At 63.0% G+C, this 15,256-nt stretch carries 16 protein-coding genes and 2 pseudogenes; 9 read left to right on the top strand and 9 right to left on the bottom strand.

What is annotated here, in order from left to right; genetic code table 11:
* Together CRO18_RS15475 and CRO18_RS18665 are read right to left on the bottom strand one after the other, a co-directional pair.
* A pseudogene (locus tag CRO18_RS15475) lies at positions 1 to 219 on the bottom strand (transposase); the annotation flags it as partial.
* Positions 220 to 326: 107 nt separating this feature from the next.
* Positions 327 to 590, bottom strand: coding sequence for a hypothetical protein (locus CRO18_RS18665; protein WP_143128659.1), 264 nt, complete (start codon positions 588 to 590; stop codon positions 327 to 329).
* Positions 591 to 1,245: 655 nt separating this feature from the next.
* On the opposite strand from CRO18_RS18665, the gene CRO18_RS15465 reads away from it, so the two are divergent.
* The 7 genes from CRO18_RS15465 to CRO18_RS15440 all read left to right on the top strand — a co-directional run bounded on the left by CRO18_RS15465 (position 1,246) and on the right by CRO18_RS15440 (position 8,686).
* Positions 1,246 to 3,195, top strand: a complete 1,950-nt coding sequence (locus tag CRO18_RS15465; protein WP_097082796.1) for a TIR domain-containing protein — start codon at positions 1,246 to 1,248, stop codon at positions 3,193 to 3,195.
* A complete protein-coding gene (locus tag CRO18_RS15460) occupies positions 3,192 to 4,748 on the top strand; it encodes a hypothetical protein (RefSeq protein WP_097082795.1) in 1,557 nt (518 codons plus the stop codon). Before CRO18_RS15465 ends, CRO18_RS15460 begins: the two co-directional genes overlap by 4 nt.
* Positions 4,749 to 4,877: 129 nt before the next feature.
* Entirely contained in the window at positions 4,878 to 5,030 is a 153-nt protein-coding gene (locus CRO18_RS18905) for a hypothetical protein (protein ID WP_170952697.1), read from the top strand.
* Positions 5,031 to 5,110: 80 nt separating this feature from the next.
* Positions 5,111 to 5,707, top strand: a complete 597-nt coding sequence (locus CRO18_RS15455; RefSeq protein ID WP_076367634.1) for a TetR/AcrR family transcriptional regulator — start codon at positions 5,111 to 5,113, stop codon at positions 5,705 to 5,707.
* A gap of 2 nt (positions 5,708 to 5,709) precedes the next feature.
* Positions 5,710 to 6,855: an efflux RND transporter periplasmic adaptor subunit gene (locus CRO18_RS15450; protein ID WP_076367636.1), complete on the top strand. Its 1,146-nt coding sequence runs from the start codon at positions 5,710 to 5,712 to the stop codon at positions 6,853 to 6,855.
* A complete protein-coding gene (locus CRO18_RS15445) occupies positions 6,852 to 7,985 on the top strand; it encodes an FtsX-like permease family protein (protein WP_076367638.1) in 1,134 nt (377 codons plus the stop codon). Before CRO18_RS15450 ends, CRO18_RS15445 begins: the two co-directional genes overlap by 4 nt.
* 2 nt (positions 7,986 to 7,987) lie before the next feature.
* On the top strand, positions 7,988 to 8,686 hold the full coding sequence (locus CRO18_RS15440) for an ABC transporter ATP-binding protein (protein WP_076367640.1): 699 nt from the start codon (positions 7,988 to 7,990) through the stop codon (positions 8,684 to 8,686).
* Positions 8,687 to 8,905: 219 nt separating this feature from the next.
* Here the strand turns inward: CRO18_RS15440 and CRO18_RS15435 are convergent, their stop codons facing one another.
* Positions 8,906 to 9,589: a hypothetical protein gene (locus CRO18_RS15435; RefSeq protein WP_076367642.1), complete on the bottom strand. Its 684-nt coding sequence runs from the start codon at positions 9,587 to 9,589 to the stop codon at positions 8,906 to 8,908.
* Between CRO18_RS15435 and CRO18_RS15430 the strand changes: the two genes are divergently transcribed.
* Positions 9,558 to 10,472 (top strand): hypothetical protein, encoded by a 915-nt coding sequence (locus tag CRO18_RS15430; protein ID WP_143128658.1) that lies wholly within the window; start codon positions 9,558 to 9,560, stop codon positions 10,470 to 10,472. The two genes, CRO18_RS15435 and CRO18_RS15430, sit on opposite strands and share 32 nt — an antisense overlap.
* A gap of 262 nt (positions 10,473 to 10,734) precedes the next feature.
* On the opposite strand, the gene CRO18_RS19025 is transcribed toward CRO18_RS15430, so the two are convergent.
* The 3 genes and pseudogenes from CRO18_RS19025 to CRO18_RS19245 form a co-directional block, all read right to left on the bottom strand.
* Positions 10,735 to 11,181, bottom strand: a complete 447-nt coding sequence (locus CRO18_RS19025; RefSeq protein WP_076367646.1) for a chaperone NapD — start codon at positions 11,179 to 11,181, stop codon at positions 10,735 to 10,737.
* Positions 11,157 to 11,279, bottom strand: a complete 123-nt coding sequence (locus CRO18_RS19250; RefSeq protein WP_200805149.1) for a 4Fe-4S binding protein — start codon at positions 11,277 to 11,279, stop codon at positions 11,157 to 11,159. Before CRO18_RS19250 ends, CRO18_RS19025 begins: the two co-directional genes overlap by 25 nt.
* A 215-nt stretch (positions 11,280 to 11,494) precedes the next feature.
* Positions 11,495 to 11,632 (bottom strand): annotated as a pseudogene (locus CRO18_RS19245) (4Fe-4S binding protein); the annotation flags it as partial.
* Positions 11,633 to 11,860: 228 nt separating this feature from the next.
* Between CRO18_RS19245 and CRO18_RS15415 the strand changes: the two are divergent.
* Positions 11,861 to 12,559 (top strand): Crp/Fnr family transcriptional regulator, encoded by a 699-nt coding sequence (locus CRO18_RS15415; RefSeq protein ID WP_076367648.1) that lies wholly within the window; start codon positions 11,861 to 11,863, stop codon positions 12,557 to 12,559.
* Here the strand turns inward: CRO18_RS15415 and CRO18_RS15410 are convergent.
* Genes CRO18_RS15410 through CRO18_RS15400 form a run of 3 tightly spaced genes read right to left on the bottom strand, consistent with a single transcriptional unit; the run spans position 12,556 to position 15,256 of the window.
* Entirely contained in the window at positions 12,556 to 12,801 is a 246-nt protein-coding gene (locus CRO18_RS15410) for a cytochrome C oxidase subunit IV family protein (protein ID WP_076367650.1), read from the bottom strand. The two genes, CRO18_RS15415 and CRO18_RS15410, sit on opposite strands and share 4 nt — an antisense overlap.
* Positions 12,798 to 13,343 (bottom strand): copper oxidase, encoded by a 546-nt coding sequence (locus CRO18_RS15405; RefSeq protein WP_076367652.1) that lies wholly within the window; start codon positions 13,341 to 13,343, stop codon positions 12,798 to 12,800. Before CRO18_RS15405 ends, CRO18_RS15410 begins: the two co-directional genes overlap by 4 nt.
* Entirely contained in the window at positions 13,340 to 15,256 is a 1,917-nt protein-coding gene (locus CRO18_RS15400) for a nitric oxide reductase activation protein NorD (RefSeq protein ID WP_076367654.1), read from the bottom strand. The genes CRO18_RS15405 and CRO18_RS15400 overlap by 4 nt, the downstream gene beginning before the upstream one ends.

Genomic DNA, 15,256 nt, shown 5'->3' with positions numbered 1-15,256 from the left:
GGCGGAGCGGTCTTGTCGGGCAGCCAATCGCGTTGCGGGATCGCCGCCGCGGATCTCGGCCTCAATGGCGTAGAGATCGCGGATGAGGGTCACACCTTCTTCGGCAATAGGCGCGGGTCCGGTGCGGCTGCTCTCGATCAGTTTGCGGCGCGCATGGGCCCAGCAATGCGCGAGTTGGATGCCGGGACCGATCCGGTCTGCAGCGATCAGCCGATTGTAGGCCACGCCGCGCCCCCTCTCGTTCCGCGAAGGAAATGAGGTCACTCTTGGTGGGAGCGGTAAGATGCAAGATCTCTAGCCGGCTCAGGAACGGAGCCGGAAGCGGCCTAAAGCTGTTCGAGGTCAGGATCCAACTGATCCAGGACATGTCGAAGCCAACCTGATAATAGGGGCATTTCCAGACCGCAGCGGAAGACCGCTCCAGCAGCGGCAGAAGCCCCTCGGTTAAGCCGTAGCTCTGCCCCTTGGTCGAGGTCGGCGTTCCGAAGCGCACGGAGCGTACGCAGGTGCCATTCGAAGCGACGCTTGATGGCGAGTTCGTCCTCGTTTGGATCGGCGAAGCGGGCATTGATGAACTTGATCTTCGTCATGGAGGTCCTTTCAGGCGCAGCGCGCCAGGCCCTCGCGCAGAGGCTCTGCATGAGGGGGAAGTTGGAAAGAACCCGGCCGGATTGGCCCTGAGGGATGCCGAAAGCAGGGCTAGCCGTCAACGGCGCCCACCAAGGCGGGGCGCAACGACGATGCATCGAACGCTGCAAAACAGCCAAATACGCAAGCCATTGATATAAAAAGAAACCACCGACTGCAGCGCAGCCGATGGTCATTAATCCTGTGCCAGAATGGACAGCTCTTCCGATTTACATGTCCGAAAGCCGCCAATCTGCAACCTGCCCCTCTGCCGCCATTTGACAGGGCGCTGTGCCGCCCTGCGGCATTCCCCAGACCGGTCATTCGTGCCGCACGCAGCAATTTCGACTGGTCGGTGCCAGCGACGCGGGACGAAGTGAGTTTTCGCTGCGGCTGCGCCAAAGTTTGCTGTGACGAAGCCCGCTAAGTAAAAAGCGGCTGTTTCCGCCCGGTGACAAAACGTATGGATATCGGTTGTTCTTGCCGTCGGATGGTTGAGGACCGGTCATGCGATCGTATCCAACAGGTACCCTAGATTCACTGTTGGGATATTAAGTTAGCATGTCTGTGTAGTAAATCTTGAGTGCAAACCGGGCTGAATGTCGATATATAGAAGTTATGCATACCGACTTCTCTGCCTTATCGCCCTCTGAGTTCGAGGCGCTTTCAGCCGACCTGATCGGTCGTGCTCTTGGCATCCGCTTCGAGCAATTCGGCGAAGGAGCCGATGGTGGGATAGATGGACGTCACGCGCCGGAGGCGCAAGGCCTAACGATCCTACAAGCTAAGAGATACGAGAAATCTGCTATCTCAGCTTTGAAGCGTGAAATGTCGAAGGAGCGGGCGAAGATCGATCAGTTGGCGCCCGATCGCTACATCCTGTCGACGTCTGTAGCGATGACGCCACAACGAAAGCAGGACCTCGTAGAGATTTGCGGCCCCGCCATCCGATCTCCGGGAAACATCTTCGGGCGCGAGGATCTTGAGGCGCTGCTACGCGCTCATCCTGACATCGAAGAAGCTCATCCCAAGTTATGGACCCCCGCGAGCGGGCGTACGCTGAAGCGGATGCTGAATGAAACGCTGGATGAGCGCGAAGGCCGCTTGCCGCCACCTTCGGTCCTTCAAGCTTTGCTTCCAAAGCCAGGGGGCGGCAGCAAGGTGGAGTCGGAGGCGGAAGCGCAAAGGGATACTCTGTTCCTCGTCGGAGCACGCCCCGACCACGATCAGTTCATTTTATGGCTCGGCCCAAAGCTCGAAGCGCACGGGTATCGCGTTTTTTCCGAGATCCTGACCCTCGAGCCTGGAGACAGATGGCACAAGGAGATTGGAGTGGCGCTGGAGCACCGCGCTGTGAAGGTGCTGGCGGTGTCGGGCGCGGCCACTCGCGCCAACGAAGACGCTATGGATCTAATCGACAGGGCGAAGACGCTTGCCGCAAGTCTTGGTGACGCTCGCTTGATAATCCCGCTACGGATCGAGGAGGGGGCCAAGATTGATGGTCTCCGCGATGCGACGCCTGCCGATTTCACGAGCGGCTGGGCGGAAGGGCTTTCGAAGCTTCTCGAGACACTGCGCCGCCAACAAGTGACGTGCCGTCGTGAGAGCATCGCTGTCGCAGCCCAATGGGACAGCTTCCGAAAGCGTGGTGCTGTTCCGCTGGTGCGCGAGCCAGAATCCTTGGTCTCGAATTGGATTCAGATCTTGGAAATGCCCGATGAACTACACTTTTACGAGGCGAAGGGAGCGGTCCAAACCGGCGTCCTCAAGAGACGGGTGCAAGGGCTGTCGTTTCCCGCCGTCGCTTATGAGCGAGGCGTGATTACTTTCGCAGCGCCGCCAGATGTTGAGGAAAGCTTCGGAGGAGTGGCGAAGTTGCGCCTGCGGACATCTGTGCCGGTTGTGGATGCGGTGGATAACGGAATGCCCGAGATCGGTGTCGCGGGGCGTGATTTGTCGAACATGCTCACGGGCCTGCTGCGCGATGGATGGGAACGGCACTGCAGGAAGATCGGAATGGTCGCCTACGCGTATTCCAACGGCGATGGTTTCCATGTGTCCCCGACTCAAGTTGGGATTGGTGAACGGGTACCTTGGGGCCGGCAAGGCGAGCGCAGGTCGTCGATGCTGCGCAACATCGCCCGAAAGCATGTCTGGTCATATGGTGTAACAGCGATTCCTCGGAACTGGCCTTTCTGGCACTTCCGCCTGAAGGCGCGCGTCCTCTTCGCGGAGGACAACGATACGGAGCAGGGCGAACGCATAGATGACCCGAAGAAGATGCACCGCCTTCGCAGATCGGTCTGCAAGGGTTGGCGCAACAAGCAATGGCATGGGCGGCTTCTGGCATTCCTTCAGATCATGTCGGGCGACTCAGCCTACATTCGGGTTTCGCTTGCTCCGGGCCAAGACATGCTTCTTTCCTCTGAGCCCCTTCTCTTCACGTCGCCGGTTAGTACAGCTCTTCCTGACGTGGCCGACCCAGATGCTGAGGAGCAGGACGAAAGCACGCTCGGGCGGCCCGCGGCTGACGGCGAAGATGCCGAGCCCGAAGGAGACGGTAAATGAGGTTTCCCGAGGCAAGCTTGATCGTAGATCACTTGGACGAGCCAGAACTCGACTTCCGCCATGACCAGAGGAGCCACCACCCAAAGGATGGCCTGTTTCTCTATGGACCGCATGACGGCCCACGGACGCCTAGAGAGGTTCGAATTGGGGTTGTCGGAACGTCGGATGGGATCAGCCACTTCCGCTCTTGGAGCCGACGGCTGCTTTCGGGGATACCGGTGCCGCCTCCCGGGCCGACGGAGAAGAAGGAGCGTCTTCATCTCGCGGACTTCGCCGGGCTCGAAGAGACATTCGGCGTTACGTTCGATCCAGATCGGCTCAGGGCCCTGACGGTCGAGTTCGACGCCATCGAGCGCGCGACGAGAGTGCAGAACATGCACGAGGCCGTCGATGCGGTCGCCCGTATCTACACTGAGCGCGTCCACAAATTCAGGCGCAACGAAGAAGGATCGATCGACATATGGATATTCGTCGTGCCCGAGATAGTGTACGAGCGATGCCGTCCGGAATCGAGGCGGACCGGTTTGACCCTCGTCGCCGGGAAAACGCCCAAGAAGCAGCGCGCAAGGTCAGCCCAGTCGTTCCTTTTCATGGACGAACGGTTTGATCCGCGCATCGAGGACGTGTTTGACGACATTCCCGACTTCCGTAGGCACATTAAGGCGACCTTGCTCTCGATCGCGCCATCTCAGATCCTGCGCGAGTCGACCCTCGAGCCGACAGCGTTCACCAACTGTGCGGGCTATCCCAAGCGAACCACCCAAGACCCGGCGACGGTGGCGTGGAACATCGCGACGGGGCTTTACTACAAGACTCAGGACCGACCGCCCTGGAGGCTGTCGAACGTGCGCGAAGGGGTATGCTACATCGGGATGGTCTACAAAAACCTCCCGAACAACCGCGACAACCACGTCTGCTGCGCGGCGCAGATGTTTCTGAGTGAGGGCGATGGTGTGGTGTTCCGCGGCGCGAATGGCCCTTGGAAGACAGGCGAGTACGAGTACCATCTAAACGCTCACGCCGCGGAAGAGCTTCTAGGGACTGTGATCGAAGCGTATCGGGAGCTGCATTCCGAACCGCCCAAGGAGCTCTTCATCCATGGGCAGGCGTCATTCAACGACGAGGAGTGGAATGCCTTCTGTCGCGCGGCGCCGAAGGGGACGAATGTCGTCGGCGTTCGGATCAAGTCAACGGGTGGTGACGCAAAGCTCTTCCGTGCTGGCGACTACCCTGTGATCAGGGGAACGGGCCTAAACTTAGACGAGAAGAACGCCTACCTTTGGACGAGCGGCTACGTCCCACAGCTGGATACGTATATCGGGCCTGAAACACCCAACCCGCTTATGGTGACGATCTTGCGCTCAAAGCATCGTCAACCAGAGATGCGGACGGTTCTTGCTGACATCATGGGACTGACAAAGATTAACTACAACTCGTGTAACTTCAACGACGGGCTACCGGTAACGGTTCGCTTCGCGAAGATGGTCGGCGACATCCTTGTGATGGGTTCGGCGCGGGAGGGCGGACCGCAACCATTCAAATACTATATTTAGAGGGGCTGCTCTCGGGCATGCGCTCAGATAGCTGAGGCAACGACGGCCCATACCGGCCATTGACCCACGCCTCGCTCCGCTGCTGTGCGGCCCGTCGGACCTGCCGTTCGCTGCACCCGCGCAGTCACGTTGATCACGCCCGCTCATCCAGGGGATGGCGCCGCGCAGCCGCGACGCGCCGACAGCACGCTGGTCAAGGCGCTGACGCGCGCCTTCCAATGGAAGCGAATGCTGGAATCGGGCGAACATGACACCATCGCCGAACAGGGATGCACGCCATAACAGATGCGAAGGGGAACGGCCTTGACCCCGGAACTCAAGCGACATACATGTAAGTGAGTGCATACTTATTATGGTGGGGCATGCGGAAACCATCCAACCTGCGCCGGGCGGAGATCATCGATGTCCTGCTTGATCTGGCCGATCGGATCGGACCGGATCGCGTCACGACCGCAGCCGTGGCTGCGGAGGTCGGGGTCAGCCATGGTGCGCTGTTTCGCCATTTCCCGACCAAGGCGGCCCTGTGGCAGGCCGTTGCCGAGCATGTATCCGAACTTCTGACCCGAGCCTGGGTGGACGCCCTTGAAGACAATCCCACCCCCGAGGGACGTGTCCGGGCCCTGGTCGCGGCCCAGCTTCGGCAGATCGCGGCCACCCCTGCTCTGCCCATGCTGCTCTTTTCCCGTGAGTTGAACGTCGAGAACGCGGAGTTGCGGACCGCCTTCAAGGATCGCCTGGCTGCCTATCACACCCATCTGGCCGAGGCTGTCCGCCAGGGCCAGGAGACGGGCTGGCTTCGCGAGGACGTGGTCCCGGGAGATGCGGCGATGCTGCTGACCTCGCTTGTGCAGGGCATGGCCATCCGCTGGGTCCTCGGGGCGCGCGATTTCGATCTTGAAGGCGAGGGGTGCCGACTGCTCGCCGTTCAACTCCGGCTTCTCGACAGGAGGGAGAACTGACGATGCGCAAGGTGTGGGCCTATGGCCTCGTAATGGCCATCCTTATCGGGGGCGGTATCCTCGCGCTTAACGCGAGATCGCTCCCGGTGACCGTGGTGTCCCCTGAGCGCGATGTGCCGCTGCGGCTCTATGGCCTTGGAACCGTGGAGGCCCGCGTGCTCAGCCAGGTGGGGTTCGAGGTCGGCGCGAGCGTGGTATCCCTGACTGCCGATGCGGGCGACCGCGTCGAGCAGGGCCGGGAACTGGCCGCTTTGCAGCATGCGGAACAGGCGGCCCGCGTGGCCCGGGCCAGCGCCGCCGTCGCGGCGAACCGGGCAAGCCGGGTCAGGGCCGAAGCCACGATCGCCCGGGCGCAGGCCGTTCTGGACCAGCGCCGCGCCGCCAATCACCGCCAGAAGGATCTCGCCCGCAAGGATGTCACGTCGATCCAGCGCGCCGAGGAAGCCCAGCGGGATGAAGACGTGGCGCGGGCCGAGCTCGATGTCGCCCGGGCCGATCTCGCGGTGATTGCGGCGCAGGGCGCGGATACGGAGGCCGCGCTGGCGCTGGAGGAGACGCTCCTTGCACAGTATCGCCTGCACGCCCCCTACGACGCGGTGATTGCGACCCGGCACGCCGAACCCGGCGAAGTGGTCAAGGCCGGCGATCCGATCTTCACCCTGTTCGACCCCGCCTCTGTCTGGATCCAGGCCTATGTGGACGAAGAACGGGCCGGGCAGATCGCCCTAGATCAGCCGGGCACGATCCGCTTGCGCTCCATGCCCCAGGCCACGTTTCACGGCAGGGTTGCCCGGATCGGCCTCGAAAGCGACCGCGCTAACGAAGAACGGCGGGTCTGGCTGAGCTGTACGGACTGCCCCGAGACCATGTATCTGGGCGAACAGGCCGAGGTTCGTATCCTGACCGGCACCCGGGACCGCGCCCTGATGGTGCCAGAACTGGCGATTGCCGGCTTCGACGGGCATCGCGGCACGGTATGGGTCGTCCGCGAGGGACGCTTCGACACCTTGGAGATGACCTTCGGTGCCCGCGACGATAAGGGCCGGGTCGAGGTCACCAGCGCGGTGCCAAACGGCGTCCGCATCGTGGCGCGCCCGGCCAGCACGCTTGTCGCCGGTGGCCGTGCCCGGATCGTGGAGGCCCCATGACGCTCGCCCTGAAAGATATCCGGCATGGTCTCTTCCGTTTCGTGCTGACCTGTTTCGGCCTGGGCCTCCTGATGACCGTCGTGCTGGCCATGATCGGCATCTATAACGGCCTAGTGGCCGATGCGCTGGCGGCCGTGAAGGCGCCCCGTGCCGATCTCTGGGTGGTCGAATCCGGCACGAGAGGGCCCTTTGCCGAAGCATCCAGCATTCCCGCGGACACACGGGATGCGGTTGCCCGGATGCCCGGGGTCGCAGAGGCCGGCGCCATTGCCTACCAGACGGTTGAGACTGCGCATGCTGGAGAACCCCTGCGCCTTTACGTGATCGGATACGAGACGGGGCACCCCGGCGGGCCGGACCGGATCGTCGCAGGCCGGGGCATCGGCGCCAGCCATTTCGAACTCGTGGCCGACCGCAAGACAGGCCTTGTTCCCGGCGATACGATCCGGCTGGGCCGTACGCGGTATTCCGTGGTCGGGCTGGTCGAGGGCGCAATGAACTCCGGCGGTGATCCTGCGGTCTATGTTACTCTCACCGATGCCCTCGATCTGCAGACCGAGCTTGCCCCTGCAGCGATGCGCGTCCAGGCGGCCCGGGGCGGCCAGCCCGTGAAGTCCGCCTCCGTCGCCGCGATCCTCGTCCGCACCACCCCGAACGCCGACGTCGATCTGCTGACGGCCACGATCCGCGAATGGAAACATCTCGGCGCTCTCACCCAAGCCGACCAGGAAAAGGTGCTTCTGGTGTCCGTCGTGGACAAGGCAAGGCGGCAGATAGGGCTTTTCCTCGGGATTTTGCTGACCGTCAGCGCCGTGGTGATCGCGCTCATCATCTACACGATGACCATGGAGAAACTGAAACAGATTGCCACGCTGAAACTGATCGGTGCGCCGGACCGGACCATCATCGGTCTCATCGTGCAGCAAGCCCTGATCCTGGGGGCCGCGGGTTGGGGCATCGGTGTGGGCCTGATCCTGCTGGTCAAGGACGACTTTCCCCGACGGGTGGTGCTGGAGCCCTTCAATGTCGTGGTGCTTGCGGGCATCATCGTGATCGTCTGTCTCGCCGCAAGCGCACTGGGCGTACGCGCCGCGATGAAGGTGGACCCGGCCACCGCCCTGGGAAGCTGATCATGAGCGGTGACATTCTCATAGACATTCAGGGCGTCGCGAAACACTTCGGAACGGCAGAGACACGTGTCGATGCCCTGCGCTCTGTCGACCTCCAAGTGAAGACCGGTGAGGTCATCGCCCTTCTCGGCCCCTCGGGGTCGGGCAAGACCACGCTTCTGAACATCATAGGATGTATTCTTGCCCCTTCCGCGGGGCGGTTGGTCCTGAACGGGGAGCCCGTTTTCGATGGCACATGGCTGCGGCGCGATCTCCGGCGGCTCCGGCTGGACAAGATCGGCTTCATTTTCCAGGCTCACAACCTCCTGCCGTTTCTGACCGCCGAAGAGAACGTCTCGCTTGTTCTGGAGCTGGCGGGCCATCCTCGGGAAGAGGCGCGGGAGCGGGCCCTTGCCTTGCTCGACTATCTCGAGGTCGGGCATCGCGCCCCGGTAAAACCCGCGCACCTGTCGGGCGGCGAGGCGCAGCGGATCGCCATTGCCCGCGCTCTTGCCAATCGCCCCCGGATCATCCTGGCCGATGAACCCACCGCAGCGCTTGACAGCAAGCGGGCTCAGCTTGTCATGGACCTGCTGCGCAAGCTGGCTGCCGAACAGGACGCCTGCATCGTTACCGTTACCCATGACGAAAAGATCTTCGACCGTTTCGACCGCCTCATCCACCTGCGCGACGGGCGGTTGGCCGAAACGCGAGAGCGCTGACTGGCTGGTGCATATGGCATACTCGGCTCCGGAGGATGTCCCTTACCCTGAATGGCCGCTCTTCGAAAACTCGGCTCGCAGCTTCGCACTCGCAGAGAAAGTCCGGAATCCGCCCCTCACGACGGCGACGACGTCTGGCATTTGAAGCATGCCGTCGAAGAGGCGTTTGGTCGACATGTCACGTTGGCGCCTTGGGATTAGGATGGCCTGTTTATGCCTTCAGCCCGCCAGCCGGAAATACCCAGCCCTCCGAACCTGCCATAGAGTCAGGGCGCTGTCGACAACGATGCCACCGCCGAATAGCAGCGCGATGGCTTGCAGGTTGGGCTCGAAAACCCCTGTCAGATAGGCGCCGAAGGCCGCTCCGTAATAGAAAATACTGACGAACAGCGACTGATAGAGCAGTAGATCGGTCCGTCCCATGCCATAAAGGAAGCTGTCGAGGATATGGTTGAGCGCGAAGACCATGTAGAAGCCCAGCATCAGCAGAACAAGCGCTACGATCCGCGCAGGCTCAGGCGAAGCCATCGCGGTGGCGACGAACCACGTCCAGCCTGGAATCGTCAGGATCCAAAGGACAATTATTCCACCGACTAGCCAGAGATAGCCGACAAGACGGCCTTGCAATTGCCCTCCGTGGTTTCCGGCATCCTGCCGCACCAGCGTGCCGAGCGTCAACACGGGCAGCAACAGCCAGCCCCAGATGAAGCTATTGGCCACCCAGAACAACCCCGCCTCATCGATCTGGTTCATCATGCGCAGGATCATCAACGAAAAAGCAAGGTTGCGTGCGGCGGATTCAAGTCCCGATTTGGCGGCGACCCGCAGCCAGTCGCGAATCCAGCCGTCGAGCGCCTGCCGGCGTGGGAGCGTGAGCAAGCGGTTGAAACCGAGGATCGCCACCGAGGGTACGCTTGGCGACGTACTGGGCATTCTTTTGCTGTGTCGCGCACTGGAGGGGGCGTCGGCCAACCTCTTCCGTCGCCGAGCTGTGACGGTCATCCAGTCTTCGCTGCGTTCGGATTACCTGGCGCGGGCAATCGAAGCGATTTGCCCCGAAACCCACATGGTGATGAAGAAGCACGACCCGATGTCCAGAAAAATGCTCCACAAGGCAGTGCATCTCCGGACCATCCCTCAAATTGGGCTGACGTCGCTTGACATCGAGGAGATCGCCAACATCGTCTCGAGAGGCGAGTGCATGATTTTCCGGTGCGACTTGGAATTTGATGATCTCGATGAGACCCTGCCAGTGCCATTTAACCTGCTTCGGCTGTGCGACATCGACACCGACATTCTGGGCCCGTTGCTGGCAATGACCTTCCCAGAAACCAGTCCTGATCTCTTCGCTCACGAATTGGGACGCTTGTCCTCCATCCAACCCTCAAGGGGGTTGACCGCGGACGAAGCGCTCTGCGCATGCGCAGGCAAGGATTTTGCCGATGCGATCGACAGCTTGATCCAGAAAACGCAGCCTCCCAAAGCTGAAGCTCCTGAAGCTCCTGAAGCTCCTGAAGCTCCTGAAGCATTTACTCCGGATGTGGATGAGCCCGTTGTGCCCTTGGATGAGCTGGTGGGGTATGGAAAGGCCAAGCGCGCCGCACAAGGACTGATATCGTCCCTGCGTCTATACCGGGATGGGAAACTGGCATGGGAAGATGTACTCGTTGTAAAAAGCGCCTATGATCGTTTTGTCAATTTCAATCACATCAAGCGACGCTTTAACGTTCAACAGATGATCAAGACCTCAACAGATGATCAAGACCTGCCACTTCAAGCAAGTTAAGGTACCAAAATGAAAAAAGAGGCCCGGAGGCCTCTTTGTCTTCATGCGGGTGTGCTTTACCGTGGCGTGCCGACCTACTAGAGGTACACATGCAACAGCGTCCGTTAGGAAGCCCCGCTGTCTGCTGCTGATTCAGTATTTAGCACCCACGCAAGCTGAATGCAAGAAAATCTCACTTTCTGCAGTTTTTTTCAGTTCAGGATGACCATGGGCACAACTTAAAGCCTTGCAGCACATATGATTTTCTCATTTCATCAACAGTTCACTGCAGCCGCGGCCGCCCTTCCAGGGTCTCCGCACGCTCCAGCATCCGCACCACGTCCCGCAGGCTCATTCGGCGCCCCGTCATCCGGGGCGCCATCACAAGAACCTCGCAGACGGCCTCCAGCGCCTCCTGCGACAGCTTCATCTCCAGCCCGCGCCGCACGGCGAAGTCGTGCAGCTGCGCCGGGGTGATGTCGTGGACCTCGACGATCTGGCAGCGCGACAGGAACGGCTCAGGCAGGGTCACGCCGAGCACGCCGGGGATCTGGTGCAGGTCCATGATGATGTCGGCGGCGCGGCGCTCGGGCGTATCCTCGACTGTCACGACAAGGCGGCCGCGATCTTCGGCATGGACCTCGCAGCCCGCGGTGGCGGCAATTGCGACCCAGGCGGCGGGGGCAAGGGCGGGGGCGGTCTGGATCAGACAGCCGCAGATGTTGTGCATGATGCAGGCTCCGCTGTGGGGATGGGGGAAAGGGCAAGCGCCCCTGCTGGGCAGGGCGCGATACAGGCGCCGCAGCCGGTGCAGGCGGCGGGATCGATGGTCGGCGTCGCACGCCCGCCAAGGGCGGGGCGGGGCGGAAGCGGATCGCGGCGGCGTCACACTGGTCCTCGCAGATCCGGCAGCCGGTGCCCGCGCTTGACAGGCACCCCGCGCCCACCGCGACGCGCCAGGGGAAGGGAAACCCCGGCTGCAACGCCCCGGGGGCGCAGGATGTGGTGCAGGCGCCGCAAAACGTGCAGCCGCCAATCCGCAGGTCCAGAACCGGAAAGCCTTCGCCATCGCGCAGGATGATCCCCGGCGGGCAGGCGCGGGCACAGTCTCCGCATTGCGTGCAGTCGCGCACGAAAGTCACCCCGGCCCCCGTCGGGCGCGGCAGAGTTTCCGCCCGCATCCGGCCCCGCAGCAGGTTGCGACGGCTGAACGCCCCCGCCTGCGGGCCCAGTGTCGAAGGGGATGGGGTCAAACCCGGTGTCATTGCGACCTCGTTGCGCTTGCCCGCATCATCACGCTTCGGTGATCTGCTGCCTTGACTTTGGTTAGGCGGGCCGCGTCTTTCGCCACCTCTGACTTCCGCTCGCCAAGTGGTCATGCGATAACCCGGTCAAGGAGAGTGCTGCCGATGAAACCCGATGCCGACCGGATCGCCCGAAAATCCCTGCTTCTGGGCAATGTGCCGAAACCGGCGCAGGATCTGATCCTTGCCACAGCGCGCGAACGCATGTTCGAACGCGGGGCGACAATCTTTCTGCAGGGCGAGGAGGCGAACTCGGTCTATGTCGTGGTCGAAGGCTGGGTGAAGCTTTACCGCGTCGCGCCGAACGGCTCGGAGGCGGTGGTGAGCGTCTTTACCCGCGGCGACAGTTTTGGCGAGGCGGTGGCCTTCACCGGCGGCAGCTATCCGGTTTCCGCCGAAGCCGCGACCGATGTCGTGCTGGTGCGGATCGAGACGGCGGAAATCCTGCGCCTGATCGAACGGCAGCCCGGATTGGCGGTGTCGCTTCTGGCCGCAACTTTCGCGCATCTGCACCGGCTGGTGGGGCAGATCGAGCAGCTGAAGGCACGCTCGGGGGCGCAGCGCGTGGCGGAATTCCTGCTGGAACATGCAACCGAGGAGCACGGCCCCTGTGCCGTCGTGCTGCCCTATGACAAGGTGCTGATTGCCGGGCGTCTCGGTATGAAGCCGGAAAGCCTGAGCCGCGCCTTTGCCCGGCTGCGCGAAAAAGGGGTTCAGGTGCGTCAGTCGGTGGCGGAAATCGAGGAGGTCGCGGTGCTGCGCGACTATGTCGAGGAAGACCCCGGCCTGTCTTGGTCGCGCTAGGCCGGGATCAGCGCAAGACCTGCCGCAAGCATCAGGAAAATTGCCAGCCCAAGGCTGAAGCCGCGTGCGATGGCGGGCACGCGGGCAAGGTGCAGATAGCGGCGCAGGATCAGTTCGGCCTTGACCCAGGCCAGAGCCAGCACGGCCAGCGCGAAGGCCCGGCCCGTCAGGCCCGAGGCCGCCAGTGCCGTCGATCCGGCTGACAGCGCGATCAGCGCAATCCAGGTGCGGGTCAGGTTCATAGCAGGTAGATCACCGGGAACAGCAGCACCCAGACCAGATCGACCATGTGCCAGAACGCGACCCCGGTTTCGACGGCGCGGGGGCGAGCAGCCGTGGCTACCGGCGCCAGCACAAGTATGCCCGCCGCGACATGGGCCGCGTGAAAGCCCGTAAGCAGCAGATGGAAAGTAAAGAACGGATGCGTTTCGGTGCCGATGCCTTGGGCGAAAAGATCTTTGTATTCCGAAGCCTTGAGGACAAGAAAGATCCCCCCCAACGCCGAGGCCGCCGCAAGGCATAGCCGCAACCGGATCACCCGCCCGGCCTCGGCCGCCTGCACGCCAAGCGCCGCGAGCCATCCCGAAGTGACGAGCACAAGCGTGTTCACCCCGGCGCCGGTGCGGTGCAGGTGGCTTTGGGCTTCGGCAAAACCTGCCGGATCGGTCAGGCGCACGGCCAGAAAGGCGAGCATCCCCGCGCCGAAGACCAGCAGTTCCGAGACGATCAGCACCCAGATCATCAGATCGCCCGGCAGATCGTCGATCGACGAATCCGCGTTCATGCGCCCACCAGATGGCGCCAGATCTCGGGCAGCGCTGCCGTCAGGTGATCGGCATGGGGGATCACCGCAAAGCCGCCTTGGCCAAAGATGCGGGCAAAGGACGCCTTCGCCTCGCGCTCGACGGTGATGCCAAAGACCGATTGCCCGGCCATTCGCGCCTCGCGCACCGCCATGCGGCTGTCCTCCAGCCCGTGGCGGCCCTCGTAATGGTCAAGGTCGTTCGGCTTGCCGTCGGTGATGATCAAGAGCAATCGCCGTTTGCGCCCCTGTTGGGCGAGGCCCGCCGAGGCATGGCGGACCGCGGCGCCCAGACGGGTATAGAAACCGGGGCGCAGACCGGCGATGCGCGCTTCGACCGCAGGCCCCATCTTCTCGCCGAAGTCCTTGCAGGTGAGCAGGAAAACCCGGTCGCGCTTGAGCGAGGAAAAGGCGTTGATCGCCACATCATCGCCCGTCGCGTCCAAGCCCCAAGCCAGCGCTGCCAAGGCCTCGCGTTCGATATCGATCACCGCGCGGCCCGCCACAGCACTTTCGGTGGAACGGGACACGTCAAGCAGGATCGACACCGCCAGATCGCGCCTTTGCGGCCGCGATTGCTTCCACAGCCGCGCCGATGCCGTGCCCGTCGCGCGCAGATCGGTGGCGGCGCGGACGGTGGCCTCAAGGTCGATCTCGTCGCCATCAAGATGCCCGGTGGTGAAGACACGCCCGGGCCGCAGCGCCTCGAACTGCGCGCGCACGGCGCGGATGCGGCGCGCGCTTGCCGGGTCGGTGCGAAAGGCGGGCGGTTCCGGGCTTTCCGCGGCCATGCTTGCCAGCACGACGCAATGATCGGGCAGATATCGGCCCGAACGCGCCTCCCATTCCGGGTAAAGATGGCGCCCCGAAAGCCGTTCGCGCGCGGCATCCTCGGGGGCAAGGTCCAGATGCAGCTTCAACCGCGTGGCTGGGGCTTTCGAAATCTGGCCAAGCCCCAGTTCCTCTTGATCGTCAGCGGCCTTTTTCGCGTCGTCGTTTTCGTCATCCTCGACCCGGCGGTTGAGGTTGAGAAATTCCGCCCAAGACAGGATCGCTTCGAACTTGTGCAGGATGAAACTGTCGTTGCGTTCCACCTGATCGGATTTGTGGCGCCGCGCGCGGTGGGTTTTTCCCTCTCCGCTTGTCGCCTCATCAGCCGGGGCGGCATCGCGGGTTTCGACGCCGGAACCGTCCGACAGGGTCAGGGGTCGCAGATCGGGCCAAAGCGTGACCGGGCGGGCCGGGCGGTAACCGCGGGGGGCTGTTGCGGGCAGATCCTGGGCGCGAGCGGGCAGGTTGGACGTGTCGCCCAGTTCCGCGCGGATCAGGGCTTCCACCGCGGCTTCAACGGGCGGCAGCGCGGGGCGGGGTCGCGTGGCCAAGGTGGCGGCGCAGAGATCGGCGTAAAGGGGCGCAAGGCCCGGGGCTTCGGAAAGCGTCGCCGCGACCATGGCGCGGGCCGTGGCGATCCGGGCCAGATCGGCGGCCAGCGGGTCTTCGGGCGGCGTTTGCGGCGCAGGGGCAAGGGCGGCGCAAGCGGCGAGCCAAAGGTAAGTGGCGGCGTTGGCTTCTCGCGCGGGAAAAAGGGCAAGCGAGGCCGGAAGCCTCAATGCCTCGCCATCGAACGAAGCTCTGGGGATCGCTTCGGCCTCGATCCCCAGACGGCGGCGAAAGGACAGCCGGTGGCGGCTGGTTTCCGCGGCCACCGGGCGGATCTCGGTGGAGGGCGCGCCGCCAAGGCCGCGATACAACACCGCAAGCCGCCCCGCGACCTCGGCCAGATCGACCCGCGCCGCGTCATGCGAAACGGGCGCATCCAGCCCCGAGGCGAAGCGGTGCCAGAGCTTGCCGATGCTTTCCTCGGGCTCCCAGGGTTCAAACTCGATCCGGGTCAT

Source organism: Rhodobacter sp. JA431, assembly GCF_900217725.1.
GTDB classification, from domain to species: Bacteria; Pseudomonadota; Alphaproteobacteria; order Rhodobacterales; family Rhodobacteraceae; genus Rhodobacter; species Rhodobacter aestuarii.
The sequence above is the reverse complement of the archived record's forward strand: the minus strand, read 5'-3'. Positions and strand labels throughout refer to the sequence as shown.

What these genes read in the sequence shown, in the direction of transcription:
- CRO18_RS18665 (WP_143128659.1), bottom strand. Translation starts at nt 590, where the DNA reads ATGACGAAGATCAAGTTCATCAATGCCCGCTTCGCCGATCCAAACGAG.
- CRO18_RS15465 (WP_097082796.1), top strand. Translation starts at nt 1,246, where the DNA reads ATGCATACCGACTTCTCTGCCTTATCGCCCTCTGAGTTCGAGGCGCTT.
- CRO18_RS15460 (WP_097082795.1), top strand. Translation starts at nt 3,192, where the DNA reads ATGAGGTTTCCCGAGGCAAGCTTGATCGTAGATCACTTGGACGAGCCA.
- CRO18_RS15455 (WP_076367634.1), top strand. Translation starts at nt 5,111, where the DNA reads ATGCGGAAACCATCCAACCTGCGCCGGGCGGAGATCATCGATGTCCTG.
- CRO18_RS15450 (WP_076367636.1), top strand. Translation starts at nt 5,710, where the DNA reads ATGCGCAAGGTGTGGGCCTATGGCCTCGTAATGGCCATCCTTATCGGG.
- CRO18_RS15445 (WP_076367638.1), top strand. Translation starts at nt 6,852, where the DNA reads ATGACGCTCGCCCTGAAAGATATCCGGCATGGTCTCTTCCGTTTCGTG.
- CRO18_RS15440 (WP_076367640.1), top strand. Translation starts at nt 7,988, where the DNA reads ATGAGCGGTGACATTCTCATAGACATTCAGGGCGTCGCGAAACACTTC.
- CRO18_RS19025 (WP_076367646.1), bottom strand. Translation starts at nt 11,181, where the DNA reads ATGCACAACATCTGCGGCTGTCTGATCCAGACCGCCCCCGCCCTTGCC.
- CRO18_RS15415 (WP_076367648.1), top strand. Translation starts at nt 11,861, where the DNA reads ATGAAACCCGATGCCGACCGGATCGCCCGAAAATCCCTGCTTCTGGGC.
- CRO18_RS15410 (WP_076367650.1), bottom strand. Translation starts at nt 12,801, where the DNA reads ATGAACCTGACCCGCACCTGGATTGCGCTGATCGCGCTGTCAGCCGGA.
- CRO18_RS15405 (WP_076367652.1), bottom strand. Translation starts at nt 13,343, where the DNA reads ATGAACGCGGATTCGTCGATCGACGATCTGCCGGGCGATCTGATGATC.
- CRO18_RS15400 (WP_076367654.1), bottom strand. Translation starts at nt 15,256, where the DNA reads ATGACCCGGATCGAGTTTGAACCCTGGGAGCCCGAGGAAAGCATCGGC.